A 26,653-nucleotide genomic window follows, 5' to 3' on the forward strand; every position below is an offset into this window, starting at 1 on the left:
CCCTACCGCTCCGCTAGAGGCGTGCCCGGACGCCCCTGATTGGTGGTAACGAGGTAGTCGAAACCCAGCAGCACAAAGCGGAACATGTCATCCGCCTCGTTGAGACCTCTATTGCCCATCGCGCGGCGAACCGGTTCCAGATCGATGATGAAGTGCCCTTCCCCTTCACGCACAACATCCATATCGACACCGGCCTGTTGGAGTTGGTCGGCGAGCTGCTCGCCGCGACTGACAGGGCTAACCCGAAACGCGCCATCCGCAGACGGGCGCACCGAGAGCTGCTCGCCGCCGATCGGCAAATAGGCGATGTGCAGCGCCTCCATCCCGTTGGCGGCGGCCATGCCCTCGAGCAGTGAGCCAATGTCGAAGGTCTTCATCGGCGAGGTCGCGCGTCCGACATGGACCGCGCCCATCTTATAGAGCACGCGCGGCGCCGCGACGCCCTCACCCTGCGCTGATGCATATTGGTCAAGAAAATACTCGCGGATCAGCGCGACACGGTCGGTGTTGTTGTCAAATCCGCGTCCGGTGAAGTTTGCGATGTATATCGACTGGCTCAACTCCAGCGCATCAACCAGTTCGAGCGCCTCGCCGTCACGTGCGAAAATCTCCCGCAGGCGGCCCCATTTGTCCGGCCCCGCACTTGCCATAAACACCGCGGGCTGGTTGCCGCTGGCGAAGGCCTCGCGCTCGGCTGTCAGCCATGAACGCAGCTCATCGCCTCCATCTGCATCTCCTATCCGCTGCACAAACCACTCGAGGTGGACCAAAGGCGATCCGATGAATTCCTGATCGATGCCCCACAGTTTGCCTTCTTCGAGAAAGGCGCTCGCCACTTCGGCCTCTTCGCGCATGGACAAGAACGGAATTGCTAGAGGACGTCCGCGAAGCGCTTCGCCGTAGCCTTCGACCCCGCCTGATGCCAGCTGGTCGCGCAGCCAGTCTGCGCTCCATGGTCCGACCTCGATCGCGTAGGTGTCAAATCCGTGCTCTGCTCCCTCGGAGGCGAGTGCTGCAATGAGCGCGGGTGCGTCGGCAAAGCCGTGATCTTCCCCGATCCCGATGAATTGCGCATCTTCGATCTTCGCGCGGACTTGTACAGCCCCCGGTCCGGCAAGCCCTTCTGCCGAAAATTCGAACGCAAGCGGGATGATCGTCGGCTCGACCGGATTATTCGGGTCCGTTTCCTGCGCCGCCGCCATTGTTGTTCCGGCCAGAGCTACTGCTGATGCCAGCATTGCCGAAAGGATCACACGCATCACAATCTCCTCAGTGTATTAATACAATGATACACTGAGCGAGGCGCACCGCGGTGTCAATAAGCGTGCAAAAAAAGTGAAACTCATCGGTAGTTCATGATCACGCGCGAGAGGTCCACGGGCTCGTTTTGTTGATTTCGCACGCAGCCTGTATGATCTTCTGCCAAAGCGGGGAGAAGCCAATATGAGAACTGCCATCGGAATCATACTCGTTCTGGGCCTTGCGGGCGTCTCACAAGCTCAAGACAGCGGCGAGACGGCTGCCATCACGCTAGGCAATGGCGAGGCAAATTGGATCATGGTCGAGGGTGTCGAGCGCTCGTCCGACAGCACCTACACCGAACAGCGCATCACTTCGGACAGTGCCGCGATCCGGCGCGGTGACGGAACCACTCTCACTTTTCCTGAAGTGCACATCGAAAGCGATGGATGGTTGGTCGTGCACCCCTTTATTGAGGGGCGTCCCAACGGCGATTACGTTGCCGGATACACATTCGTCGAAAGCGGCACGAACAGGGACGTGAAGCTAACGATCAATCCCGCGCCGGAAAGCGGTACGATGTATCTGGTGATGCTTCACAGCGACAGCAACTCAGACGGCGTGTTCGACTTTGTCTTCGTCGATGACACCCATGTCGAGGATCGCGCGGTGTTCGAGGGCAATCGCATGATCGCCCACGTGTTCGCGGTACCCTAACTTCGCGCCTTGGCGCCTTCAGTCTTTGAAGCCGACGCCCAGAAAACCCGGCTGCGGCCCATTCCATTCGCCTGCAGGAACCGGCTCGTCATCCTCGTTTCGGCGGCGGGCCTGTTTCTTCTCGGGCTTCTTTTCCGCTTTGCGCTCTGGCTTCTCTTCGGCAGGCTTATCTTCTGAGCGCGGCTTGCGTTCACGTGTCGGCTTGGCCGGCGCCTCATCCCCGTCATCGCGCTTGCGACTGCGTGAACGCGGCTTCTTCTCTTGCGGCTCGTCTTCGGCCGAATGTTTTGACTGACTATCACCCGGATCAGCGAGTTCGACCCGTACGTCCTCTTTGCCAAAGACCTTGATCTTCGCGCCGGTCAGCTTTTCGACATTGGTGATCGCTTCAGCGTCTTCATCCGCAACCAGTGTGAAGGCCCGGCCTTTTGCTCCGGCGCGGCCTGTGCGGCCAATCCGGTGAACATAATCGTCGGGGTGCCACGGCGTGTCGTAGTTGAAGACGTGAGAGACACCCTTGATGTCTAGCCCGCGTGCAGCGACGTCGGACGCGACCAGAATGTTCACATCGCCCGATTTGAAGCGGTCAAGCTCCTTCAAACGCGAGCCCTGGTCCATGTCGCCATGAATCTCGCCGCTGGAAAATCCGCGCTTTTGCAGATGCTTGTTAAGGTCGCGCACCGTGGTCTTGCGATTGGCAAAGATGATCGCGGTCTCGACCTGGTCATTGGCGAGTAGCCATTCGAGCGTATCGCGCTTTTGGCGGGCCTTCACGGGAACTTTGAAGGCAGTGATATCTTTGTTAGTGGTCGCCGCGCGTTCAGTCTCGATCCGCTTGGGATTGCTGAGGAATTTCGCCGCCAGCTTCTCGATCGGCGCAGGCATAGTGGCCGAGAACAGCATCGTCTGACGCGTTTCGGGCAGCTTGGAGCAGATGAATTCGATATCGGGAATGAAGCCCATGTCGAGCATCCGGTCCGCTTCGTCGATCACCAGCAGCTCGCAGCCCGAAAGCAGAATCTTGCCCCGCTCGAACAAATCCATCAAGCGGCCCGGTGTCGCGATCAGAACATCGACGCCTTCGTCGAGCGCCTTGAGCTGATCGCCCATTTGCACGCCGCCGATCAGCAGCGCCATTTTCAGGTCGTGGTTCGCGCCGTATTTCTCGAAATTCTCGGCAACTTGTGCAGCGAGTTCGCGCGTCGGTTCAAGGATAAGCGAGCGCGGCATCAGCGCGCGGCGGCGTCCGGCGGCCATGACGTCGATCATCGGGAGCACAAAGCTCGCGGTCTTGCCGGTGCCGGTTTGCGCAATCCCGATCAAATCCTTCATCATCAGGACGGCGGGGATGGCTTCGGCTTGGATGGCCGTTGGTTCGCTGTAGCCGGCGGTTTCGACGGCTTGGAGCAATTCAGGTGAGAGGCCGAGATCGGCGAATGTCATGCGTTTCAAAATGTCCGGATAGGGGGCAGCAAAGCCGCCGTGATTTGCCTGCACGCGAAAGATGTCCGTGTGCAACAGGGGCGCAATTGGTCAAAATGCGCCGAAAAGTCAAGAAATGCGCCTCGCGAGGCGACTGTTATTCGGTGACAGCGACCAGCTGGCTCATGCGCTCGATGTCGCATTTCGCGCCGCTGCGCGATTGCAGCGCGTCGCGATCAACGCAAAGCTGACCGTCATCGCTGCGCTCGACATAGAAACCTGAGTAGAATTCTCGCGCACGGCATGCACGCTCCAGATTGATGCTGATGATACGCTGGTCGCGCATGAACAGCAGCAGGCGGTTGCCAGTCCCGGTCTGTACGCCGGAGATGCGGTTGACCGGCAGGCAACGCTCCATCTCCCGCTCTTCGAAGCGGGTATTGAGGCCGCGCTGAGGAAGCTGCGCAAGCAACTCGTTGCGATTGCTCTGGCGCTGGGGAGAGATGCGGATGATGACGCGCTGCTCGATGCGGACTTGTCGGTTGACCTGCCCCCCGTAAAAAGCGTCAAGCGGGCTGGCCTCTAAACGCGGCGCTGCATCGACGCGCGAGGATGGTCCCTCTGGTGGAGTATCGTAATCAGGCGCGGCGGAAGTTGGTGCGTGCGGCTCTTCGCTGCCGAGCTGTGCGTCCTGCAAACCGCCATAATAAGGCGTGCTGCCCTGCCCCAGCAAGGGCAGTATCAGCGCCAACGGCGCGGTAAGGGAAAGCAAGCTCGGCATGGGCTGCGCTGGGGTTCCTCCTGGATGCGTCCCGGTTTGGTGGCTTGCACGGCAGGAGTGCGTACCATCACGATTGGCGGCGAGAGCTAGCATGAGTGATTGAACGCTGGCTTAACTGCGCCCCCTCGCAAGGCTAAACCACTGGCATATTCGCGGGCGACTGTGGCATAGGGGCCACAAATGACGCACCCTCCCAAAAATACCGACGTTTTCCTGACCAAAGCCGCGCAATTGCTGGGCCCCAAGGGTTTTTCGCAAGAACCCGAAGACTTGGAGCAATGGCTTACCGACTGGCGCGGGCGCTATTCAGGGCGCGCTATGGCGCTTGCTTCGCCTGCATCGACTGAGGAAGTTGCGGCACTGGTAAAGCTGTGCGCGGCGCATCGCGTCCCCATCGTTCCGCAAGGTGGAAATAGCGGCATGGCAGGCGGCGCGACGCCTGATAATAGCGGCACCGCGATCCTGTTATCCCTCAGACGGATGAACATGATCCGCTCGCTCGACGCAAAAGCCGAGCAAGCTGTGTGCGAGGCGGGCGTGATCCTCCAGATTTTCCACGAATCCGCCGAGGCAGCCAATCTGCGCTTTCCCCTCACGCTCGGCGGCAAGGGATCGGCTACCATTGGCGGTCTCATCTCGACCAATGCCGGCGGCACGCAGGTGCTACGCCACGGGACGATGCGCGCGCAGGTGCTGGGGATCGAAGCCGTGCTTGCCGATGGCAGCGTGTTTGACGCGCTGACCGCGCTCAAAAAGGACAATCGCGGGTTTGACCTCAAGCAATTGCTGATCGGGTCGGAAGGCACGCTCGGGATCGTCACAGCGGCAACATTGCGCCTGCTTCCGGCTCCGCGTGCCCGCGCGACTGCGTGGGTGGGACTGTCCACAATCACCGACGCGCGCAGGCTACTGCAGCATGTAGACCGCGCACTGGCTGACACGCTCGAAGGGTTCGAAGTCGTTCCTGCGCATTGCCTTGACAGCGTGCTCGATCACCTACCCGATGCGCGCAATCCTCTTGCCAAGCGCCATGAATGGAACGCGCTGATTGAATGCGTGGCGACCGATGGCGATGATCAGCACCTGCGTGAACGGCTCGAAACCGCTCTTGCCGAGGCGATAGAGGCTGGACTGCTCGAAGACGGGGTGATCGCCTCAAACACCCGTCAGGCGGAGGTTTTCTGGACCTTGCGCGACTCTATCTCCGCCGCAGAGCGTGCGCTTGGGCCCGCGATGCAGCACGATATTTCGGTTCCGGTGGAGCGGATGCCCGAGTTCATTCTCGCCGCAGCACCCGCCATCGAAACGGCCTTCCCAGGCACCAGCGCGGTTGCGTTTGGACATTTGGGGGACGGCAATGTCCACTTCCACATCCTCGCGCCCAAAGACGCGACGCCGGGTAAATGGGAAGACAGCGAAGGCAAGGCGATCAGCGCGCGCATCTATGATCTGGTGACTGAATGGGGCGGATCGATCAGCGCGGAGCATGGAATCGGCCAGATGAAAGTCGCCGAACTAGGCCGTCTTGGAGACCCCGTCGCCCTCGCCATGATGCGCAGCGTCAAACTCGCGCTCGACCCGCACGGCCTGCTCAATCCGGGCAAGCTTGTGCCGACGCAATCCACCTGAGAGGCCCTCGCTCGACCCGCACGCTTGCACCCGAGCGAAGGAACGCCTAAAGCGCCCGCGATCACGGCCCCTGTGCAGAGCGATCCGCTCAGGTCTGCCGCGAATAGATTTCCATTTTAATTCTCGGAGAGATTCCCATGGCGACCGCGCCGCAGCCGCAACTTCCGCTGTTCTACAAAGACCTGCTTCCGCTCAACAGCCGCGATCACGGCGACTGGAAAGTCAACAGCTTCGCCGACGCAAGCTTCCTTGAGAACACCCACGCCATCCCGCTGACCGTCGACGAGTTTGTTGATGCACAGCGCAATTATCCGATCGTTTTTACCGCTGGCGAAAACCCACTGCCAATCGCGCTGATGGGCCTCAACGAGGGCGTCAACGCTTTCATGGACGCCGAAGGCAAGCTGGAAGCGGGCGTCTATGTCCCCGCCTATATCCGCCGCTACCCCTTCATCCTCGCCAAGCTGAACAAGGACAGCGATGACATGTCGCTGTGTTTTGACCCGCAAGCAGGCGTGCTGGGCAAGAGCGATGACGGTCAGGCCCTGTTCGCCGACGACAAGCCGACCGAATACACTAACGGCGTACTCGAATTTTGCCGCCGGTTCGAAGAATCGGGCCAGCGCACCAAGGCTTTCGTAGAAGAGCTCAAGAAGCTCGATATCCTGATGGACGGCGAAATTGCGATCACCCGCAACGACATGCCCGACACGCCTTTTGTCTATCGCGGCTTCCAGATGGTCGACGAAAACAAGCTGCGCGAACTTTCGGCTGAAAAGGTCGAAGCTCTCAACAAGAACGGCATGGGCATGTTGATCCACGCCCAGTTGTTCTCGATGAATCTGATGCGCATGCTGTTCGAACGCCAGAGCGCACAGGGCAAGGTGCCGATGCAGGCGACCGGCACCCCAGCGGCGCCCAACGGCACTGCCTAAGCCGGTCTCGGGACCAGTATTAGGGGTTTCACGGAGCTCGGGATTAGCGCCGTTGAAACCGCCAAATGCGACACATTTCGGGCGGGTCACGACTTGATCGTGGCCCGCCCGTTTCCTATTTAAACGGATGTGGGTGGCATCCCCCTCATACGCCGCCCACGGATAGCGCCTTCGGGCGTGTTCCTCCCTGAACCTGGCCACCTCGTGCATCCCCCTGTTTTGCACGAGGTGGTTTTTTTATGTGGGTTTCGGGAAGTTATAGCGCCAAAGCGCCTGGCCTATTCGGCTGCCTGCGCCATCTGCCCGCCTGCGCCCAATCCTGCGGTCTGCGCGCCTAACTCGCGCACAAATCCAGCCAGCATGCTCGCCAATGGTTTAAGTGCCTCGGTCGGTTCCGCCAAAGCCGCATCAAGATAGGTCGAGCGGCAAATCTCTATCTGCATCGCATAGATGCCTTTTGAAGGGGCCGCGTGCCGGTCAAGCACATAGCCACCGGAGTACGGGCGATTATGCGCCGCCACACAGCCCTGCGCCTCCAGATATCGGAACGCGCTGCTAATCAGCGTGCCGTGGCAGGAAGCGCCGAAACGGTCGCCCAGCACGATCCTCGGCGAGCTTTCTTCTGCATTCGTCCCGTGACTGGCCTTACGAAGCGGCGGCATCGAATGCAGGTCAATCAACAGCGCCGCTCCCCATGCATCACGGATGCGCTCCAGCTCGGCGGCGAGGAAGCTGTGATAGGGGCGGTGAATACGGTCGATCCGGCGCTCAAGTTCGGCGCGCGGCAGGCGGCTGCGCCAGATCTCGCCAAAACCGGGCAACCGACGCGGCACCAGTCCAAGCCCGCTGCGTGCGCGTGCATTGGTTCCGGTTATCTGGCGGCGTGTCCGCATTTTTACCGGGCCGCTGCCTTCGATCATCTCCCAATCGACATCCTCATCGGAACGGTTGAGGTCGAGCATAGCGCGCGGCGCATGGGCGACTAGCAAACCGGTGCCCGTTTCGCGCGCAATCTCGACTCCGACGGCATCGACATGGCGATCCTCAAGCCGCAATTGCGATTGGTGCGGATCGCGCATCTCGGCCAACACTTCACCGCAATAGGCGCGCCCTGCATGTGGGACAGCGACCAGAACGGGCAAAGGCAGGCTGCGAGGAGCAACATGGATAAAGGCAGCATTTTCGCGCGCGCGCAGGCCGGGTCGCTCCGGCGCAACGGCCCCTCCGCGAGAGGTAACCAGATCGCCCCGATCAAATGCCGATCCGGTCGCGTGAACCCGCGCAGGATTTGCGCTATGCGAACCGGTTGAAGGGCCTTGCTCGGTCATAGCAGGTTAGCTGCCCGCTTTGCCCCTCGGAGTCAAAAGCAGATCAACAGTACGCTTTGCAATCCGTCCGCGTTAACTCCAGCGCTTAACGATTATGCCTACGTAGTCTCATATCTGAACGCACAGGGTTTCTTGAGGGATTTCTTAAGTGAAAACCTGTAGAGACATGGTCATGACTTCAATCACAGCCCCGCGAATCCTTCTTGCCGAAGATGATAATTCCATGCGCACTTATATTGAGCGTGCGCTGACCAATGCTGGCTATGAGGTCAGCAGCGTCGATCGCGGAACCGAAGCCGTGCCGATGCTGGAAAACGAGCATTTCGATCTGCTTCTGTCGGACATTGTTATGCCCGAAATGGACGGAATCGAGCTCGCCCAGCGCTGTGCTGAGGTGTCGCCGCGGACCAAGGTGATGTTCATCACCGGATTCGCCGCCGTCAGCCTGCGAGCAAGCCGCGAACAGCCGCATGCCAAGGTGCTGTCAAAGCCGTTCCACCTGCGCGATCTGGTGCTGGAAGTTGAACGTGCCTTCGAAGACCAACAGCAGGCCAGTCTGTAACCCTGTCTCTGGGCTGGGACTTTTTGAAATTGTAGCGCGCGAAACGCTTGCACTGCTGTGCGAGCTTCGCTAGTGCGCCGCTTCTCGAACGAGAGCCGCTGGCTTGGCCTTCGAGTTTGTTAGTGTGTGGGCGTATAGCTCAGTGGTAGAGCACTGTGTTGACATCGCAGGGGTCGGGAGTTCAACTCTCTCTACGCCCACCATTAACCTCTTTCTCAAATATAATTTCTGATAAAGCTCGGACCAATGGTCGTTTCGGGCACCGGTTTGTGAACCTCACCCGCCTGGCCCGTGAAGTTCGATTGAAACGCAACGGTTTGGGCGATAACTTCTTTCTATCGTTCTCCTACGCCGCTACGCCAAAGGCGAAAGCGCGGGATCGAGTCTCCCTCGCTGATCTTAGAGGGACGAGATTCGATGAAATTTTCTAGATTCAACAGGCTTTCGGCAGGCGCAGTGGCTGCTCTTGGTGCAGTGCTGCTTTCAGCTTGCGATGCAGCACCGACAGGTGGCGCGGCAGGGTCTGGCGACGAATACTCGGCGGTTCTTGCTGACCCGATTTTGGCTGATCCGGTCGCAGGGGATCTTTGGGCTGCAAAGCTCGATGAATTTTCCAACGCCGATTTCGGTATGGGTACCGAACAGGGAGCTGACGCATACGGCCTGATGAAGGTCATCAGCGTCAGTGAAGATCGCGTCGTTGTTATCACCGAAAACGCTGCATGGCCGGTTCCATCGGAAACCGTCAACGAGTTGCGCGGTGACCTCGCCGCAATCGTCTGGGACGAAAGCGAGGAAATCCCAATCAATCGCAGCGACCTGCAGAGCCTGGTTGATAGTGAGTACATTCTCGAAACCCGCAGGTTGGAAGAATAGGAAAAGCCGAGTTCGGTTGACTAGAAGGTGGCAGCATCCGGCCATCGGACGCTGCCCCCTTTCTTGAGAGCTACTTGCACCCTCCTCCACCTCTGCTAGAGCGCCTCGCAAGGGCGGATCACATTCGCTCACATCACATGAAATTCGAATGTAAGGGATGAGGCGTCAGCCATGCAGAAAATTCAGGTCAAAAACCCGGTCGTCGAGCTAGACGGCGACGAGATGACGAAAATCATCTGGCAGTGGATCCGCGAAAGATTGATCCTGCCCTATCTGGATGTTGACCTGAAATACTACGATCTCTCGATCGAAAAGCGCGACGAAACCGACGACCAGATCACCATCGACGCTGCAAACGCGATTGCCGAACACGGCGTCGGCGTAAAATGCGCGACCATCACTCCTGATGAAGCGCGTGTTGAAGAATTCGACCTCAAGAAGATGTGGCGGTCACCCAACGGCACGATCCGCAACATCCTCGGCGGTGTTGTGTTCCGTGAGCCTATTGTAATCGACAATGTGCCGCGCCTGGTCCCGGGCTGGACCGATCCCATCGTGGTCGGCCGTCACGCATTCGGTGACCAGTATCGCGCCACCGACACGCTGATCCCGGGTCCGGGCAAGCTGCGCCTTGTCTATGAAGGCGAAGACGGCACCAATCTCGACCTCGAAGTGTTCGAGTTTGAAAGCTCGGGCATCGCGATGGCGATGTACAACCTCGACGATTCGATCCGTGCCTTCGCGCGCGCTTCGATGAATTACGGCCTCGACCGCAAATGGCCGGTCTACCTGTCGACCAAGAACACGATCCTGAAAGCCTATGATGGCCGCTTCAAGGACCTGTTCGAAGAAGTGTTCGAGAACGAATTCAAGGACAAGTTCGCCGAAGCCGGTATCACCTACGAACACCGCCTGATTGACGACATGGTCGCCGCCGCGCTCAAATGGTCGGGCAAGTTCGTCTGGGCCTGTAAGAACTACGATGGCGACGTTCAGTCCGACACGGTCGCGCAGGGCTTTGGCTCGCTCGGCCTGATGACGTCGGTTCTGATGACGCCCGATGGCAAGACCATCGAAGCAGAGGCCGCACACGGCACCGTCACCCGCCATTTCCGTCAGCACGAACAGGGCAAGGCAACCTCGACCAACCCGATCGCATCCATCTTCGCATGGACGCGCGGCCTTATGTATCGCGGCAAGTTCGACGAGACGCCCGATGTGGTGAAATTTGCCGAAACGCTTGAGCGCGTCTGCATCCAGACGGTCGAAAACGGCCAGATGACCAAGGATCTCGCGCTGCTGATCGGCCCGTCGCAGAACTGGCTCACCACCGAACAGTTCTTCGAAGCGATTGTGCAGAACCTCGAGAAGGAAATGCAGAACTGGTCGTGATCTCGATCGCGAAGGCTGGCCGCGTATGAGCGACAAAGCGCCGAGCGGCTCCAAAGCCCGGCTCGAAGTCCGGCAGGCCAAGCTGAAGGACGTGCGCGCCATCGGCGATCTCGTCCGCCGCGCCTATGATGATCTGCCCGCCTATACGCAAGGCGAGATACGCGGGCAGATCAACAACTACCCCGATGGCTGCTTCGTCGCGCAGCTTGACGGCAGAATTGTCGGCTATTGCGCTTCGATGCGGCTCGACGAGAAGGTCGCGCTGTCGGATCACACATGGGACGAGGTGACCGGCAACGGCTTTGGCTCGCGTCACGATCCAACCGGCGACTGGCTCTACGGCTACGAGCTGTGCATCGATCCCAAGGTGCGCGGCACGCGCCTAGGGCGGAGGCTTTACGAAGAGCGCCGCGCGCTTGCCGAACGGCTCGACCTGACCGGTATCGTGTTCGGCGGACGTATGCCGGGTTACGCTCGCGCAAAGCGTCGCAAAAGCAACCGTGCTGACAATCCGCAGGAATATCTGGACCTTATCCTCGAAGGGAAGGTCCACGATCCGGTCCTGCGTTTCCAGCTTGCCAACGGGTTCGAACCGGCCGGCATCCTTCCCAAATACCTGCCCGAGGACAAGGCATCGCGCGGCAACGCGGTGCGCATGGTCTGGCGCAATCCCTATGTCGACGGCGATAGTCCCAAGAAGCACCGACTACCCCGCGACGTGGAAGGGGTGCGCATCGCAACCTGCCAGTTGCAGGCGCGCGCGGTGAAGGACTTTGACGAGTTCATGAAGCAGGTAGAGTACTTCATCGACGTTGCGGCGGACTATGAAAGCGACTTCATCGTCTTTCCCGAGCTCTTCACGCTGATGCTGCTTTCGGCCGAGGAAGACGAGCTGAGCGCCATCGAAGCCATCGAAGCGCTGTCCGAATACACGCCGCGCATTCGCCAACGCCTGTCCGAGATGGCGCTGTCCTACAACATCAACATCATCGGCGGATCGCACCCGACCCGTATGCCTGACGGTGACATCCACAATGTCGCCTATGTGTGCTTGCGCGACGGCTCGATCTACGCACAAGAGAAGATCCACCCCACTCCCAATGAAGCCTATTGGTGGAACATCAAGGGCGGCGACAGCATCGATGCCATCCCAACCGATTGCGGGCCGATCGGGGTGCTGATTTGCTACGACAGCGAGTTTCCCGAGCTTGCGCGCAGGTTAGTCGATGAAGGCGCACGGATAATCTTCGTGCCGTTCTGCACTGATAGCCGCCAAGGCTACATGCGCGTTCGCTACTGTGCACAGGCCCGCGCAATTGAAAACCAGTGCTATGTGGTGATGAGCGGCAATGTCGGGAACCTGCCCAATGTCGCCAATATGGACATCCAATACGCGCAAAGCTGCATCCTTACGCCGTGCGACTTTCCCTTTGCCCGCGACGGCATCGCGGCGGAGGCGAGCGAGAATGTCGAGACGCTGACGATCAGCGACGTCAACCTCTCCGACCTGCAATGGGCACGCGCAGAAGGCACGGTGCAGAACCTCGCCGACCGCCGCTTCGACCTTTACCGGATCGAGTGGGACAAGAGGGTCGGCAACATTTCCGATCCTCTAGGCGAAAGGGTCGAGACACTGCCGCAGATCCCGGGACATGGCGGTGGATGACAAGCTTCGCAGGGCGGGCTAACGACTAGCCATGGCAGGCGAACTCACCCTTTCCCCGGTAATGCAGGATGCGCTAGTGATCTTAGGATCGGCAGGCATCGTCATTCCGGTGTTCGCCCGCTTCCGTATTACGCCGATCATCGGGTTCATCCTGATCGGCATACTCGTCGGCCCATTCGGCCTCGGCTCGCTGGTCGATAGAGCGGACTGGCTGCGATATGTGACGATCTCGGAACCGGAGCGATTAACGCCTTTCGCCGATTTCGGGATCATCCTGCTGCTGTTTGCCATCGGGCTTGAACTGTCATTCAACCGGCTGTGGCAACTGCGAAAACTGGTCTTCGGCCTTGGCTCGCTCGAACTGCTTATCATCGGCAGCGTCTCGGCGGCGTTCTTTGGCTATTACAGCGGCATGGGAAGTACCGCCGCGCTCGCGCTCGGCTTCGCCCTCGCCTTCTCATCCACCGCCATCGTGTTGCCGATATCGGGCACCAAGACCCCGGTGGGCCGCGCCGCCCTATCGATGCTGTTGTTCGAGGATATTATGATCGTGCCGATCATCTTCATCCTCGGCGCGTTAGCACCCAGCGCTGCAGGAGACGGGGTCGAGAACTTGACCAACACGCTGGTACAAGGCGGCTTGGTCATTCTTGTTCTGCTGGTCGTAGGGCGCTTTGCCCTCCCCCGTCTGTTCAGCCAGGCTGCGCGCACCAAAAGCCCCGAACTCTTCCTTGCTGCATCGCTGCTAGTGGTGATCGGGGCAAGCCTTGCAACCGCAGCCACCGGCCTCTCCCCGATTGTGGGCGCGTTGATCGCAGGACTGCTGATCGCCGAAACCGAATATCACGGCGAGGTCGAATCGATCATGGAGCCGTTCAAGGGTCTCGCACTAGGAGTCTTCCTGATTACGATCGGGATGAGCATCAACCTGACCGAAATCTGGTCCGACCTCGGCACAATCATGGCCGCCGTTGTCGGTGTGCTGGTTTTCAAGGCAATCATCACCGGCAGCCTACTGCGGATGATGGGCGCGCGCAGCAGCACTGCGACAGAAACCGGCGTTTTGATGGCCAGCCCCAGCGAGACAACCCTGATCGTGCTTGCGGCAGCAACGAGCGCGCTGGTCATTGACGCGGAGGTCGCGCAGTTCTGGCAAACTGTCACCGCAATCGGCCTCACCATCACACCTCTACTCGCGCGCCTTGGCAGAGTTATTGCCCGCCGCATCGAAGGTGTGCCCGAACTGCCCGAAGAGGACGAAGGCGATCCGCGGACGATTATCATTGGTGGCGGACGTGTTGGACGCCTGATCGCCGATATGTTGGTTACACACGACCAGGCCTATGTCATTCTCGATTCCAACCCCGACATAATCGACAGTGCGAAGCGGCAAGGATACCGCGCGACCTTTGGCGACGCCGTGCGCGGAGATGCTCTTTCGCGTTTGGGCCTAGATCAGGCTCCAGCACTGGTTCTGACGATGGACGAGCCGGTTCTGGCTCAACGCTTGGTGAACAAGCTGCGCAAAGAACATCCCGAACTGCTCATCGTTGCACGCGCGCGCGACACTGATCACGCCGCCGCACTTTACCGAGCCGGAGCAAGCCATGCGGTGCCCGAAAATCTCGAAAGCTCGCTTCAACTCTCCGAAGCGGTGCTGGTCGATATAGGCGTAGCAATGGGTCCGGTGATCGCTTCGATCCACGAAAAGCGTGACGAATATCGGGAACGCCTCGAAGTCGAGGGCGAACTCAGTGCGAAGCCAAAACTACGCACTTCGGTGAGTGAAGCTTAACCCGCCAGCACCTGTTTGACCGCGGCAATTGCGGCATCAGCTTTGTCGCCATCCGGTCCGCCGCCCTGTGCCATGTCCGGACGACCACCGCCGCCCTTCCCGCCCAGTGCCTCTACCCCTGCGCGCACCAAATCAACAGCGCTGAAACGCCCGGTCAGATCTTCGGTCACAGCCGCGGCGATGCTCGCTTTGCCGTCATTCACTGCCACAATAGCGGCAACGCCAGATCCAAGCCGCGCCTTGGTTTCGTCGAGCAGTGGGCGCAATTCCTTGGGGTTGAGCCCTTCGAGTACCTGCCCACTGAACGCCACACCGCCGATGTCTTCATCTGCGGGACCAGCGGCATCACCGCCACCCGATCCGCCGCCGAGCGCGAGCGCCTTCTTCGCTTCGGCAAGCTCCTTTTCGAGGCGTTTGCGTTCATCGAGCAAAGCGGCAATGCGCGCTGGCACCTCTTCCGGAGTCGCCCGGATCGCACTGGCTGCGGACTTGAGCGCTTCCTCACGTGTAACCAGCCAGTTGCGTGCAGCATCGCCGGTAAGTGCCTCAATACGGCGCACTCCGGAAGAAACCGCCGCCTCAGAAATGATACGGAAGATGCCGATATCGCCGGTCGCCTTGACGTGTGTTCCGCCGCACAGTTCGACTGAATAGTTGCGCCCTTCGTCAACGGTGCGCCCCATTGAGAGCACGCGCACTTCGTCACCATACTTTTCGCCGAACAGTGCGAGAGCGCCCGCTTCGACGGCGTCGTCGGGACTCATGAGGCGGGTTGCGACGGGCTCGTTGGCGAAAATTTCCGCGTTCACTTCGGCCTCGACTGCCGCGATATCGGCGTTATCGAGCGCCTTGGGATGCGAGAAGTCGAAGCGAAAACGATCTTCGGCGACCAGCGATCCCTTTTGTGTCACATGATCGCCGAGCTGATTGCGCAGTGCCGCATGGACGAGATGCGTCGCCGAATGGTTGGCACGTATCTGGCTGCGCCGCGCTGTGTCGACTTCGAGCTGGACGCTATCGCCAACCGCAATCTCGCCGGCCTCAATTGTTGCATGGTGCGCGTGGAGTCGCCCGAGCGGTTTGCTGGTGTCGGACACTCTAGCGGAAAGGCCAGTCGGCGTAGCGATCGCGCCTGTATCGCCGGTCTGTCCGCCGCTCTCACCGTAGAAGGGCGTCTGGTTGGTGAGCACAACAACCGTATCGCCGCTCCCAGCGCGATCAACCTCCGCTCCATCTTTCACAAGCGCAACAACAGTGCCCTCGCCCGAAGTCGCCGAGTAACCGGTGAACTCACTTGCACCTTCGCGTTCGGCGATGTCGTACCAAATCTCGTCCGATGCGGCTTCACCCGAACCTTTCCAGGCTGCGCGGGCAGCGGCTTTCTGCCGTTCCATTGCGCCATCAAAGCCTGCGCGATCAACGCTGATCCCGCGGTCACGCAATGCATCTTCGGTTAAGTCGTACGGGAATCCATAGGTGTCGTAGAGCTTGAACGCAGTTTCGCCGTCGAGCTCGCCGCCTTCAGTCATGGTGCCAGTGGCCTCGTCAAGTAGCTTGAGGCCCTTGTCGAGTGTTTTGCGGAACTGGGTTTCCTCGCGCAGCAGAACTTCTTCGATCAGAGCCTGACCGCGCTGAAGTTCGGGAAAGGCCTGCCCCATTTCTGTCACGAGCGATGGGACGAGACGATGCATCAACGGCTCGCTGGCACCCAGAAGGTGCGCATGCCGCATAGCGCGACGCATGATCCGGCGCAGCACATAACCGCGGCCCTCGTTAGAGGGCAGAACCCCGTCCGCCATCAGGAACGAAGTCGAACGCAGGTGATCGGCAATCACCCGGTGAGAGGCGGTGCTATCGCTCTGTGCGGCGACACCGGTCAGTCCTTCAGAAGCCGAAATCAACGCCTTGAAAGTGTCGGTGTCATAATTGTCGTGAACGCCCTGCATGACAGCGGCAATGCGCTCGAGCCCCATGCCGGTGTCGATCGAAGGACTTGGCAGATCGCGCCGTTCGCCGTCCGCACCCTGCTCGAACTGCATAAAGACGAGATTCCATATCTCGATAAAGCGGTCGCCATCTTCGTCCGGGCTACCCGGAGGACCACCGGCAATATGATCTCCGTGATCGTAGAAAATTTCCGAGCATGGACCGCAGGGGCCGGTGTCACCCATCGACCAGAAATTGTCATTGGTGGCGATGCGGATGATCCGCTCGTCGGGCAGGCCCGCTATTCTGCGCCAAAGGTCAAACGCTTCGTCATCGGTGTGATAGACGGTGGCCGTCAGCTTTTCCGGTGACAGTCCCCATTCGCGGGTTAGCAAGGTCCAGGCATTCTCGATTGCCTGCTCCTTGAAATAGTCGCCGAACGAGAAGTTGCCGAGCATTTCGAAGAATGTGTGGTGGCGTGCGGTATAGCCCACATTGTCGAGGTCATTGTGCTTGCCGCCAGCGCGCACGCATTTCTGGGAGGACGCGGCTCGAGGAGCCGGCGGGGTCTCTAGGCCGGTAAAGACGTTCTTGAACGGCACCATGCCCGCATTGACGAACATCAGTGTCGGATCATTATACGGCACCAAAGGCGCACTCTGGATTTGCGCGTGTTCTCTCCCGCCAAAGAAGTCGAGGAAAGATCGGCGAATATCGTTGGTCGAAGTCATGGATTTGCAGTTAGGCAATGAGGCCTTAACCGACAAGCGAAAGCAGCAGCCGGAAGCTCGATCTCGTCAGCTTTGTTGCAGCACGGTCTGTCCGGTCTACCGGAATCCGCAATCACGCACGAAAAACCGGCGCGAAGTGTGTCCCTCGGGGAAGAGACAGACCCGCGCCGGTATTCCGTTTGTCCGGACCAGCGACCCCATAAGGATCAGCCTAAGCCCGCTTGAGGATCAGTCTTCGGAGTCCGCGTCCGGCCCCGTCATCATCTCCTCGGCGACCTCGTCGGTTTTACCGCGAATGGCGGCTTCCAACCGGTCGCAAACTTCTGGATTTTCGGCGAGATAAATCTTCGAATTCTCACGGCCCTGGCCAATGCGAACGCTGTCATAGGAATACCAGCTGCCCGATTTCTCGACCAGACCGGCCTTCACACCAAGGTCGAGGATCTCGCCTCTCTTCGAAATGCCCTGCCCGTACATGATGTCGAACTCGACCTGCTTGAACGGAGGAGCCACCTTGTTCTTGACCACTTTGACGCGTGTCGAGTTACCGACCACCTCGTCGCGGTCCTTGATCTGGCCGGTACGGCGAATGTCGAGGCGGACCGAGGCATAAAACTTGAGCGCGTTGCCGCCAGTAGTCGTCTCGGGATTGCCGTACATCACACCGATTTTCATGCGCAGCTGGTTGATGAAGATCACCATGCATTTCGAACGGTTGATCGAGCCGGTAAGCTTGCGCAGCGACTGCGACATCAGACGCGCCTGAAGGCCAACATGCGAATCGCCCATCTCACCTTCGATCTCGGCGCGCGGCACCAGAGCCGCGACCGAATCGACCACGAGAACGTCAATCGCATTGGAGCGCACCAGCGTGTCCGTGATTTCGAGCGCCTGCTCGCCAGTGTCGGGCTGCGAGATGATCAGTTCGTCAATGTCGACGCCCAGCTTCTTCGCATAGACCGGATCAAGCGCGTGCTCGGCATCGACAAACGCTGCCGTGCCGCCCGCTTTCTGCGCCTCTGCGATAACATGGAGCGCAAGCGTGGTCTTACCCGAGCTTTCAGGGCCATAAACCTCGACGACGCGTCCTTTGGGCAGGCCGCCAATACCAAGGGCAATATCAAGCCCGAGCGAGCCGGTTGAAATCGCTTCAACCTCCATCGCTTCTTTCGAGCCCAGCTTCATCGCCGAACCCTTGCCGAATGCTCGATCAATCTGAGCAAGCGCAGCGTCGAGAGCCTTTTGACGGTCCACGTCTTTTTCCTTTTCTACCAGCTTGAGATTGGTAGCCATCGCACGCACTCCTTCGCTTGCCTAGGGCCGGTTATCGAGTTTTAACCGGCGCTATGGAGAGACCCCTTTGTCGCCCCCTGTTGGAATGCTTGTATTCGGTTTGTTCCAAAAGAACAAGAGTGGAACGAAATTTTTTTCTCCGACCACTCAACCAGTGCTTGTAGCGGACCAGTTCAGCGTGACTTCGGAATCGGCTGGAACGGTGATCTCACCGATAATCATGCCGTCCTTTATCCGTGTCTCGCCGCCTCGCCAGTTGATGTTCCAAACCCCGGAGCGGCCGAAAACAACCCGCACCAGAACCGGGTGATCGTTGTCGTTTGACACGCTGGACTGCATGGCGCGCCGGCGGGGTGGATCGCCGTTTTCGGGTATGCGCACGAGCGGCTCGCAGGTTGCCGAGACTTTGCCGCTGGTGCCGACACGCAGCTCTATTTCTTGTCCGACGGCGTAATCGCGCAGGAAGTTTGAGCTGACCAGCATCGGTCCTACCCGACTGGGCTCGAACAGGTTCAAGGCGCCCTGGGGCAAAGCAACGCCCAGCCCTCGCTCCTCATCGTTTCGGGTTACGAGAAGGATATTGGCGTTGCGCACACCAGGCGCTCCCTCGTTACGGTTGCGAAAGCGCGGGGAGCAGCCGAGGCTATAGACAAAGCCCGCTTCCACCTCTTCACGATTGAGGAAGGCTATCTGCTTGGTGCTTTGCGCCGCGACATTGACCCGTTCGGGCACGCGGTAAAGCTTGAGATCTCCCAGTTCCTCCTCGCTTGCTTCCATGACTTCGGAGCTCATTGCGGTCACCGCCATGGGCGAATCTTGCAACCGGCTCTCTCTCCGCGTCGCGGTAACAACGATGGCATCGGTTGGGGCCGGCGCCGGAGCGATGGCGTACAGAGACATCGGCGACGCAGGATTAACGATGGGCGAACCGGCTGCCGTGCTACCAAATGGATAGCATGTCAGACGCAGCGGTTCTCCTGTGGGTGATCGAGCCATGCGCTCGTAATCGCTGTCGATGTTCAAACGCCCCGCGACCACCAGCAGATTGGCATTGTCGAACGACTGGCCGTTATCGTTGAGTACAGTGAGCCAGCTGAGCATATCCAGACCGAATTCCTCGCTGCGCCCGCCCTCTTCCATCATCGCGACGTAGTTGGCCTGCCAGTCAAAGCCCCATGCAAGATAGGTCAGCGTGACTTCATATGAGCCGCCGCTTTCGTCTCGCGTGTCGATGGAGAAGACGGGTTTGGCAGACAGCCCCTCTGGCACTCGGGAAAAGCGGAGAGATTCGGGCAGGCCCGCGCATCTCACAGCCTCGAAGCCAGAGCCGATTTGCAGCACCAGCCCGCCATCGGCGCGGGTGCGGACGATGGCGGGCTGCGACACTGCTTCGCCGGTTGCCGGGTTTGTGCGCGTGATCGTGACGCGGTTGCCGAGCGTGCCGTTCACCAGAGCGGCGGGTGACAGCAATTCGGCATTGCGGTTCATTTCGATGGTGCCGCCCGGAAGGCCGGTCACAATCGCGCTGACCCCGATCATGCCTTCTGCGACGCCGATAAAGCGAATGGTCGATTCGCCAGCTGGCAAGGTCACCCGCCGCGTCTCGCTGATCATCGCAAAGCCGCGCGGGTCGTCAGCATCCATTTCTTCACGCTCGCCGCGATCAGGGTCGCGGTAAATCGTGACCGAAGTGTCATGCGATTCAGCGGCGTAAACGATCTCGCGCGCCTCAAGAGGCTTCGCGACCAGCACGCTCAGCCCAACGAACAGGAATGCGACGAAACGCATTGTCCGGCGCCGGCTCAGTAACGCGTTTCGTAAACGACGCGCAGCACGGTCTCGCCCTCGGCGGGCACCGGCACGACCCATTTGCGCCGGTCGTAATTGAGCTGGGTGCCTTCGATGGACTCGCTGATCACGCGGTAATCATCGCTCCACCAATACCGCATCAGCCCGGACTGGGTGAGATCGACCTCAACCGGCTGATCCTTAGCGTTGGTGATCGTGTAGCGCATGGTCGTACGATAGAATTCCTGCGGACGCTCGACCTCCACCTGACGGACGATTTCGCCATCCTCGATGACGCGGAATCTCGCCGTCCGGCGCCATTCATCGGAAGTTATCCGCTCGCGAACCTCGACCTCCGCCTGCACGAAAATATCGAACGCATCGCCTGTGCGCAGCAACAGCTCGGAACCCATCGGCGTGTGGCCGATCCCGTTCTCGCCGATGAATTGCGGTGTGCCCTGGCTGTCGCGCTGGTAGAAACGGACTGTGCCCGCAGGCAGAGCGTCGCCCAGCCCCTGATCGCGTGAAGTCGAAAAGGATATGCCGCTGGTCACATTGACCGGGCGGTTATCATTGTTGAGCCAGCCGACAGAGCGGGCATAGACTTTGCGCCCGGGGACGGACTGCACATCCAGAAAGCTCACCTGCTTGGTCTGCGCGTTCGCAATCGTGGTGCGTTCGGTGATTGGGTAGAGGTAGAAGTCACCCAGACGCTCGCGATCCGCTGCCTCCGCGCCGGGGCTCAACATCGAGAAATTGGCCGAGCCCCCTCGCCCGCCGCGTGACGGGTTGCCTGCGACGAGGAGAGTGTTGGCACGGTGGAAGGTCGTGCCGGTATTGTTGGTCAGCGTGACCCAGCCCTGCATATCGATCGAGCTGGTCTGTTCGTTGAACAGCGCGACATAATCGGCGCTCCATCCCAGCCCGGTCGACAGATAGCGGATCGACACTGGCCGTGTGCCGCTGCTTGTGCTGTCGAGATTGACCGAAAGCGTCGGACGGGCGCGCAAATTGGGAGGCACCTCGTCAAAGATCACCCGCACTGGCAGGCCGTCATCGCGCAAGACTTCGATGCGGTCACCGATCTGGACGACCACACCGCCTGCGGTCGACAGAACGGTCGCTCGCTCGCGCGTCTCGCGCCCTGTCGCGGGATTGGTCCGCAGCAAGGTTACGGTCTCGCCGATCGCCTTGTCCATCAGCTTTGCAGGCGTGAGCAGGTCGAAATCGAAATTCTGTTCAATGATTGTTGTGTCGGCAGCGGCAAAACTCAGCGTTTGCGGGCTGATGCTGGCTGAGACATCGGGCAGTTCCAGCCGCGTTCGCCCGCGCTCAATGTCAATCTGGCGAACGTCCTGAACGAGCGCGAGATTGCTGTTGTAGATCGTCACCGAGACATCGCCTTGCGACGTTTCATCGGGCGCCGGGAGCGATTGTGATGATGCTGTGGCGGCAAGCGTCGTGCCCACCCCCAATACCAATGCGAGTTTGACTGCTTTCATGCGACCCTCCCCGATTTAAGCCGATCCGATCATCGGCGTTGCAACTTTACCGGTTCTGAACGGAAGCGCTAGCCTCTGCCGGGTGAGTCAATTTGCGGCGGAGGAACTCGCCTTGGCCTCGCGCATGACAGCACCAACCTTGTCGCTGATGGCCGCAACGCTGAATGGTTTGGCAATGAAGTGCATGTCGGGGATGTCGATTTCGCTGCGCAAATTCTCCTCGGCATAGCCGGACATGAAAAGCACCGGAATATGCGGGCGCAGCTGGCGGATCGCGCGGACCATTGCGGGACCGTCCATTCCCGGCATCACCACATCGCTGACAACCAGATCGAATTCTGCGCCAGACGAGATTGCGGCCAGTCCCTCTTCACCGCCGGGACATGCTGTGACTTCATAGCCTGCGCGCGCCAGAGCCCGCTCGGCAACGACGCGCACCATGTCCTCGTCTTCGACTAGCAATAGCCGCCCGCCAACCGACCATTCGGAGGATTCTTCGGTTACGGCCTTTTCGCGTTTGCGCGGCGCTTCGCCGTGATGGACGGGGAAATAGATCGTGAAGCGCGCACCAGTTGTACGACCGCCGGAATCGGTGACATTGTCGGCAAAGATGAAACCGCCCGATTGCTTGACGATACCGTAAGCGGTCGAAAGGCCAAGGCCGGTGCCCTTGCCTTGCTCCTTGGTCGTGAAGAACGGTTCGAACAGTTTGGGCAGCACTTCGGTCGGAATTCCGCCGCCATTATCTTGGACGATCAAAACGGTGTAATCGGCAGATGGCAGGACTTCGGAACCGAGCTTCACCACTTCGCTTGAATCGAGACTGCGGGTGAGCAGCGATATCCGCCCCTGAGCCGCCTGCCCCGCCTTCCCGCCATGCGGACCCTTGTCATTGATCGCATCGCGCGCGTTGACGGCCAGGTTCATGATGACCTGCTCAAGTTGCTGCGGATCGGCGCGCACCGCGCCGAGGTTGCGGTCATGCTGGACGTAATAGTCAATTCTCTCGCCCAGCAGGCGTTTAATCAGCGGGCCGACTTCACTCACAACGTCAGGCAGCTGGAGGATTTCGGGACGCAACGTCTGCTGGCGCGAGAACGCGAGCAGCTGGCGCGTGAGCGAGGCCGCGCGGTTCGAATTGGCGCGGATCTGCTGGATATCGTCATAGTCGCTATCGCCCGGCGTATGGCGAAGCAGCATCAGATCGCAGGTGCCGATAATCGCGGTCAGCACATTGTTGAAATCATGCGCAACGCCGCCTGCGAGCTGCCCGACAGCCTGCATCTTGGTGGCTTGCGCGACTTGCCGTTTCAGCTGGTTCTCTTCGGACGAATCGGCAAGGCTGAGCAGCACTGCAGCCTCGCCCAGCCCGCGGACACCGGCCAGACCCATCGAAACCGGCTCTTCAGGCTCCGAAGTCAGGCGCACTGCCATATCACCGCTGGTTGCTGGCCCGCGCCCATGGCGCCGAACAGCATCGGAAAGGGCTGCCTTGTCTTCGCGCGTAACAAGATCAGTAGGGAATGCGGGTAACCCTCTGCCTTCGCGATCCACCGAGCGCAGGAATGCGTCATTGCCGAACAGGAAACGTCCGTCGCGATCGGTCATCGCGAGGCCCAGCGGCAATTGCGCGAGCAAAGCCTCAAGCTGGGCAACGCCTGCTTGAGAAGACCCGTCCCAGCCGCTGCCGATGCCCACGCCGCTATCGATCAGCAGCATCAGCGAACTGCCATCATCAGCCCCCGGCGGAAGCCCCGCTTGCTGCGGTTCGCTGAGTGGCACATCGATCAATGTCTGCGGCGTGCCCGCTCGTCCTTCGCGCGCGAAGAAGATACGGTCACGGTCATCGGCGCGCAGGAAAGAAACAAAGTCCTGACCCGCCAGCGTCGCCGCCTCATCGCCCGATGCCCGTTCAGCAAAGCCCGCGCTAACGCTGCGGATAGCACCATCGCTGCGTGTGATCGCAGCTTCGATCCCCGCGCGTGAAAGCATCGCCCCGAATGGCCCCGATAGGTCGAGATCGGCAAACACGTCGCGCACCTGCGTGATATTGCGAGTGAAACGCCAGATGAGGTGGTCATCACCCCTCCCCGCCCTCGTGACCGCAATCGCCCAGTCGTTTTCGCTCATATCAAGCGAGCCGAGCGCACCCATGCCATCACGCCAAGCCTCGCGCGCGAGGCGGCTCATCGCCTCCAATTGCGGACGCTCGAAAGGCATCGATGGGGGAGCGCTTTCGGTTCCGAATGCGTCGACAAAATTCCCATTGGCACAGACCAGCCGGTTGGCACGGTCGGTGATGGCCACGGCCTCGCCGTGATGTTCTATGGCTGCGACCGTTACCGACCAGTCCGGCGCGGCAAGTTCGGCGGCAGCGGGTTCGGCGGCCAAGCGCTCGGCCGCCACTACGCCCAGCAGCAGGACGCTGATCCCGGCGGCATAGACACCGGCAAGCACCCAGCTCGACGTGGCAAGAAACAGCACGAGCGCGCTCAATGCGAGCGCGCCGCCAACGCCGACAAGCATCAACTTGCCAGATTTGCTGTCACCGATCTGTGCGATCTCGTTGCTCACGCCTGCCATAACCTGAAGAGACGGAGCCCAAATGCTCCAGCCTCTTGCCTAGTTCGCGCTCAACCTTTCGTCGAGACGCTCTTCCATCCGTTTCAGCCGTTTTGCCCGCCTGCGTGCAACCATGACGCGCCAAATCGCGCTGGAGACCAGATAGCCGACCGCGGATGTGATGACCGCGAGGACAAAGAAACCAACCACGGTAACGCCTGCAACCTCGAACGCGTCGATCACCCATTGCCAAGCGCCGCTTTCCAACTGCTCGGTCGCCACCCCGGCTGTCGCGGCGTCGATGCGCAGAATGAAGCGCCCGACCTGATTGGCAACCACTGCCCAAAAAGCGATGGTAAAAGGGTTGGTTACGAATGTGACGGCCGCTGCAAGCGGCACATTGGCGCGCGAGGGGAAGGCAAGAAACGCTGCGAGAAAAATCTGACCGACGGGTATGATAAAGGCACTGAACAGCCCCAAAGCGACCCCACGCGGGACAGAGCGCCGGGTAAAACGCCACAATTCGGGCGAGAGGAACCTGTGCGCAATCGGGCGCAGATATTTGTTCCGCGCCATCTCTTCACGGCGCGGCATATATTTGCGGAGCATATCCGCGGCCCAGGTCTTTGACACACCGGCCTTTGGGGAACGTTGGCTTGCCATCTTAGTTTGCGCCCATGCGCCGACAGACTTGCAAACACAAGCGCGCGTCGGTGAATGTATGTGTGGCTGCCATAATCGGCATATGGGTAACAATTGCTGCCTGACCAGTGGGTGAATCTACAGCCCTCTGCGAAAATTCGCGCAGGGGCTCTCCAAGCAGTTCAACCGCGATCGCGCATCAGACGGGCTTTGTCGCGTTTCCAGTCGCGGTCTTTCACGCTCGCGCGCTTGTCATGCGCTTGCTTACCCTTGGCCAGCGCCAGCTCGACCTTCGCGCGGCCCGTCTTGTTGAAGTAAACCGACAGCGGGACCAGCGTCATGCCCTTGCGCTCGACTGCTCCGAACAGCTTGTTGATCTCGCGCAAGTTGAGCAGCAGCTTTCGCGGCCGGCGCGGTTCGTGGTTGAGTCGGTTGCCATGGCTGTATTCGGGAATGTTCGCGTTAATCAGCCAGACCTCGCCATCGCGGATCTCGGCATAGCTCTCGGCTATTGTCGCTTCACCTGCGCGCAAGGCTTTCACTTCGGTCCCCTGCAGCGCAAGCCCCGCCTCAAACTTATCATCGATATGATAGTCGAAACGCGCGCGGCGGTTTTCCGCCACGGTCTTTTGCTTGTCGAAGGTTTCGGGTTTGGGACGTGCCATGATGGAGCGGCAGATAGGCGTGTGCGCGGCAAAGTGAAAGGGGGCGATGCAGGCGCTGCCAACATCCCGCTTGCCTTTTCAGTCCTTTGCACCTCAAGTCACCCCCAAGAAGGGGCGACCAGACAATGTCAGACGATTTCGAGATTGGCGGCACATACATTGCGCGCGGAGAACAGGCCGATATCGGGCTGCCGATCACAACAATGGCCACCGGCTACAGCTCGCAATTGGCGGTGCGCGTGCTGCACGGCGCAAAGCCCGGGCCGACGATTTTCGTCAGCGGCGCGATCCATGGCGACGAGATTGTCGGGACAGCGATTATCCAGCGGATCGCCAACCTGATCTCGCCTGACATGCTGTCGGGCACATTGATGCTGGTTCCGGTGACCAATATCTTCGGATTTCTCAACCACACGCGCTATCTGCCTGACAGGCGCGACCTCAATCGCAGCTTTCCCGGCAATGCCAATGGCTCGCTCGCGGGACAGGTTGCGCATGTATTCTTCAATGAAGTCGTCAGCCGCGCCTCGCTCGGGATCGATATCCACTCTGCCGCAGTTCACCGTTACAATCTTCCGCAAATCCGCATCGCGGCGGGTAACAAGAGGCTAGTCGAACTGGCTATGACCTTTGCCGCGCCGGTTGTGATCGAAAGCCCTCTTCGCGATGGCTCACTTCGGTCACTGGCGCATGAACAAGGCGTAGAAATGCTCCTGATGGAAACCGGCGAGGCGCTGCGTTTCGACCGTTTCTCTATCGAAACAGGTGTCGCGGGCGTACAGCGCGTCCTCGCCCATCTTGGCATGATTGAAACAGACGATGCCTTCGCTGCGGCAAGCGCTTCGGCGCGGGCCAATAGATCGCAATGGGTTCGATCGCCGCGTGGCGGAGTAACACACAGAGCCCGTAAGTCTGGTGACGCGGTTCGGGAGGGCGACCTTCTGGCTGTTGTCGCAGGCCTTTTCGGAGAAGAGCCGCAAGAGCTCCTGAGCCCAGTCGACGGCATCATCATTGGCCATGCCACCCTACCCGTCGTGCATCAGGGTGACGCGCTGTTCCATATCGCCAAGATCGACAATCCCGAACGCATCGGTGCACGGATCGAGAGTATGTCGGACGCGATTTATTCCGGCGAGCCCGCAGGATTTGCCGAGGCGCTGCTTGATGAAGACGAAGTGCTTTAAGCCCGATGGCCTTGCCCC

The 26,653-nt window shown here is 59.9% G+C and carries 20 protein-coding genes and 1 tRNA gene; 10 read left to right on the forward strand and 11 right to left on the reverse strand.

Annotated features, from left to right (window positions below):
* Positions 1–2 precede the first annotated feature (2 nt).
* Positions 3–1,259: a hypothetical protein gene (locus Q0887_RS05750; RefSeq protein WP_299193091.1), complete on the reverse strand. Its 1,257-nt coding sequence runs from the start codon at positions 1,257–1,259 to the stop codon at positions 3–5.
* Between the two features lie 184 nt (positions 1,260–1,443).
* Here Q0887_RS05750 and Q0887_RS05755 point away from each other — a divergent pair, with 184 nt between their 5' ends.
* Positions 1,444–1,956 carry a hypothetical protein gene (locus tag Q0887_RS05755; RefSeq protein WP_299193093.1) on the forward strand — a complete coding sequence of 171 codons (513 nt, stop codon included), beginning with the start codon at positions 1,444–1,446 and terminating at the stop codon, positions 1,954–1,956.
* A gap of 18 nt (positions 1,957–1,974) precedes the next feature.
* Here Q0887_RS05755 and Q0887_RS05760 read toward each other — a convergent pair whose 3' ends face one another.
* A complete protein-coding gene (locus Q0887_RS05760) occupies positions 1,975–3,399 on the reverse strand; it encodes a DEAD/DEAH box helicase (protein WP_299195250.1) in 1,425 nt (474 codons plus the stop codon).
* A 136-nt stretch (positions 3,400–3,535) separates the two neighbouring features.
* Positions 3,536–4,159, reverse strand: a complete 624-nt coding sequence (locus Q0887_RS05765) for a hypothetical protein (protein WP_299193094.1) — start codon at positions 4,157–4,159, stop codon at positions 3,536–3,538.
* 180 nt (positions 4,160–4,339) lie between these two features.
* On the opposite strand from Q0887_RS05765, the gene Q0887_RS05770 reads away from it, so the two are divergent.
* Complete coding sequence (locus Q0887_RS05770; RefSeq protein ID WP_299193096.1) at positions 4,340–5,788, forward strand: FAD-binding oxidoreductase; 1,449 nt, start codon at positions 4,340–4,342, stop codon at positions 5,786–5,788.
* Between the two features lie 137 nt (positions 5,789–5,925).
* Complete coding sequence (locus Q0887_RS05775; protein WP_299193098.1) at positions 5,926–6,723, forward strand: SapC family protein; 798 nt, start codon at positions 5,926–5,928, stop codon at positions 6,721–6,723.
* A 278-nt stretch (positions 6,724–7,001) separates the two neighbouring features.
* Here the strand turns inward: Q0887_RS05775 and Q0887_RS05780 are convergent, their stop codons facing one another.
* Positions 7,002–8,051 (reverse strand): N-formylglutamate amidohydrolase, encoded by a 1,050-nt coding sequence (locus Q0887_RS05780; RefSeq protein WP_299193099.1) that lies wholly within the window; start codon positions 8,049–8,051, stop codon positions 7,002–7,004.
* A gap of 172 nt (positions 8,052–8,223) precedes the next feature.
* Between Q0887_RS05780 and cpdR the strand changes: the two genes are divergently transcribed.
* The 6 genes from cpdR to Q0887_RS05810 all read left to right on the forward strand — a co-directional run bounded on the left by cpdR (position 8,224) and on the right by Q0887_RS05810 (position 14,342).
* Complete coding sequence (gene cpdR, locus Q0887_RS05785; RefSeq protein ID WP_299193101.1) at positions 8,224–8,613, forward strand: cell cycle two-component system response regulator CpdR; 390 nt, start codon at positions 8,224–8,226, stop codon at positions 8,611–8,613.
* Between the two features lie 128 nt (positions 8,614–8,741).
* Positions 8,742–8,816: transfer RNA gene (locus Q0887_RS05790), tRNA-Val, on the forward strand.
* Between the two features lie 214 nt (positions 8,817–9,030).
* Positions 9,031–9,489 (forward strand): hypothetical protein, encoded by a 459-nt coding sequence (locus tag Q0887_RS05795; protein ID WP_299193103.1) that lies wholly within the window; start codon positions 9,031–9,033, stop codon positions 9,487–9,489.
* A 171-nt stretch (positions 9,490–9,660) separates the two neighbouring features.
* Positions 9,661–10,881 (forward strand): NADP-dependent isocitrate dehydrogenase, encoded by a 1,221-nt coding sequence (locus Q0887_RS05800; protein ID WP_299193105.1) that lies wholly within the window; start codon positions 9,661–9,663, stop codon positions 10,879–10,881.
* 25 nt (positions 10,882–10,906) lie between these two features.
* Complete coding sequence (locus Q0887_RS05805) at positions 10,907–12,547, forward strand: bifunctional GNAT family N-acetyltransferase/carbon-nitrogen hydrolase family protein (RefSeq protein WP_299193106.1); 1,641 nt, start codon at positions 10,907–10,909, stop codon at positions 12,545–12,547.
* 31 nt (positions 12,548–12,578) lie between these two features.
* Entirely contained in the window at positions 12,579–14,342 is a 1,764-nt protein-coding gene (locus Q0887_RS05810) for a cation:proton antiporter (RefSeq protein ID WP_299193108.1), read from the forward strand.
* On the opposite strand, the gene alaS is transcribed toward Q0887_RS05810, so the two are convergent.
* The 7 genes from alaS to smpB form a co-directional block, all read right to left on the reverse strand.
* Positions 14,339–16,999, reverse strand: coding sequence for an alanine--tRNA ligase (alaS, locus tag Q0887_RS05815; RefSeq protein WP_299193109.1), 2,661 nt, complete (start codon positions 16,997–16,999; stop codon positions 14,339–14,341). The genes Q0887_RS05810 and alaS overlap by 4 nt on opposite strands.
* A gap of 228 nt (positions 17,000–17,227) precedes the next feature.
* Positions 17,228–18,292: a recombinase RecA gene (recA, locus tag Q0887_RS05820; protein ID WP_299193110.1), complete on the reverse strand. Its 1,065-nt coding sequence runs from the start codon at positions 18,290–18,292 to the stop codon at positions 17,228–17,230.
* A 147-nt stretch (positions 18,293–18,439) separates the two neighbouring features.
* On the reverse strand, positions 18,440–20,080 hold the full coding sequence (locus Q0887_RS05825; RefSeq protein WP_299193111.1) for a hypothetical protein: 1,641 nt from the start codon (positions 20,078–20,080) through the stop codon (positions 18,440–18,442).
* Positions 20,081–20,094: 14 nt separating this feature from the next.
* A complete protein-coding gene (locus Q0887_RS05830; protein ID WP_299193112.1) occupies positions 20,095–21,582 on the reverse strand; it encodes a DUF4139 domain-containing protein in 1,488 nt (495 codons plus the stop codon).
* Between the two features lie 87 nt (positions 21,583–21,669).
* Positions 21,670–24,165, reverse strand: a complete 2,496-nt coding sequence (locus tag Q0887_RS05835; protein ID WP_299193114.1) for a response regulator — start codon at positions 24,163–24,165, stop codon at positions 21,670–21,672.
* 39 nt (positions 24,166–24,204) lie between these two features.
* Complete coding sequence (locus tag Q0887_RS05840) at positions 24,205–24,753, reverse strand: DUF2062 domain-containing protein (RefSeq protein ID WP_299193116.1); 549 nt, start codon at positions 24,751–24,753, stop codon at positions 24,205–24,207.
* A 215-nt stretch (positions 24,754–24,968) separates the two neighbouring features.
* Entirely contained in the window at positions 24,969–25,451 is a 483-nt protein-coding gene (smpB, locus tag Q0887_RS05845) for an SsrA-binding protein SmpB (protein ID WP_299193118.1), read from the reverse strand.
* Between the two features lie 125 nt (positions 25,452–25,576).
* On the opposite strand from smpB, the gene Q0887_RS05850 reads away from it, so the two are divergent.
* Complete coding sequence (locus Q0887_RS05850) at positions 25,577–26,635, forward strand: succinylglutamate desuccinylase/aspartoacylase family protein (protein WP_299193119.1); 1,059 nt, start codon at positions 25,577–25,579, stop codon at positions 26,633–26,635.
* Positions 26,636–26,653 lie beyond the last annotated feature (18 nt).

It is taken from the genome of uncultured Erythrobacter sp., assembly GCF_947492365.1.
Taxonomy (GTDB): Bacteria; Pseudomonadota; Alphaproteobacteria; order Sphingomonadales; family Sphingomonadaceae; genus Erythrobacter.

Coding starts and splice junctions, on each gene's coding strand:
- Q0887_RS05750 (WP_299193091.1), bottom strand. CDS start 1,259: ATGCGTGTGATCCTTTCGGCAATGCTGGCATCAGCAGTAGCTCTGGCC.
- Q0887_RS05850 (WP_299193119.1), top strand. CDS start 25,577: ATGTCAGACGATTTCGAGATTGGCGGCACATACATTGCGCGCGGAGAA.
- Q0887_RS05840 (WP_299193116.1), bottom strand. CDS start 24,753: ATGCTCCGCAAATATATGCCGCGCCGTGAAGAGATGGCGCGGAACAAA.
- Q0887_RS05800 (WP_299193105.1), top strand. CDS start 9,661: ATGCAGAAAATTCAGGTCAAAAACCCGGTCGTCGAGCTAGACGGCGAC.
- Q0887_RS05825 (WP_299193111.1), bottom strand. CDS start 20,080: ATGCGTTTCGTCGCATTCCTGTTCGTTGGGCTGAGCGTGCTGGTCGCG.
- Q0887_RS05805 (WP_299193106.1), top strand. CDS start 10,907: ATGAGCGACAAAGCGCCGAGCGGCTCCAAAGCCCGGCTCGAAGTCCGG.
- Q0887_RS05775 (WP_299193098.1), top strand. CDS start 5,926: ATGGCGACCGCGCCGCAGCCGCAACTTCCGCTGTTCTACAAAGACCTG.
- Q0887_RS05830 (WP_299193112.1), bottom strand. CDS start 21,582: ATGAAAGCAGTCAAACTCGCATTGGTATTGGGGGTGGGCACGACGCTT.
- recA (WP_299193110.1), bottom strand. CDS start 18,292: ATGGCTACCAATCTCAAGCTGGTAGAAAAGGAAAAAGACGTGGACCGT.
- Q0887_RS05780 (WP_299193099.1), bottom strand. CDS start 8,051: ATGACCGAGCAAGGCCCTTCAACCGGTTCGCATAGCGCAAATCCTGCG.
- Q0887_RS05810 (WP_299193108.1), top strand. CDS start 12,579: ATGGCAGGCGAACTCACCCTTTCCCCGGTAATGCAGGATGCGCTAGTG.
- Q0887_RS05765 (WP_299193094.1), bottom strand. CDS start 4,159: ATGCCGAGCTTGCTTTCCCTTACCGCGCCGTTGGCGCTGATACTGCCC.
- Q0887_RS05835 (WP_299193114.1), bottom strand. CDS start 24,165: ATGGCAGGCGTGAGCAACGAGATCGCACAGATCGGTGACAGCAAATCT.
- Q0887_RS05795 (WP_299193103.1), top strand. CDS start 9,031: ATGAAATTTTCTAGATTCAACAGGCTTTCGGCAGGCGCAGTGGCTGCT.
- Q0887_RS05760 (WP_299195250.1), bottom strand. CDS start 3,399: ATGACATTCGCCGATCTCGGCCTCTCACCTGAATTGCTCCAAGCCGTC.
- alaS (WP_299193109.1), bottom strand. CDS start 16,999: ATGACTTCGACCAACGATATTCGCCGATCTTTCCTCGACTTCTTTGGC.
- Q0887_RS05755 (WP_299193093.1), top strand. CDS start 1,444: ATGAGAACTGCCATCGGAATCATACTCGTTCTGGGCCTTGCGGGCGTC.
- smpB (WP_299193118.1), bottom strand. CDS start 25,451: ATGGCACGTCCCAAACCCGAAACCTTCGACAAGCAAAAGACCGTGGCG.
- Q0887_RS05770 (WP_299193096.1), top strand. CDS start 4,340: ATGACGCACCCTCCCAAAAATACCGACGTTTTCCTGACCAAAGCCGCG.
- cpdR (WP_299193101.1), top strand. CDS start 8,224: ATGACTTCAATCACAGCCCCGCGAATCCTTCTTGCCGAAGATGATAAT.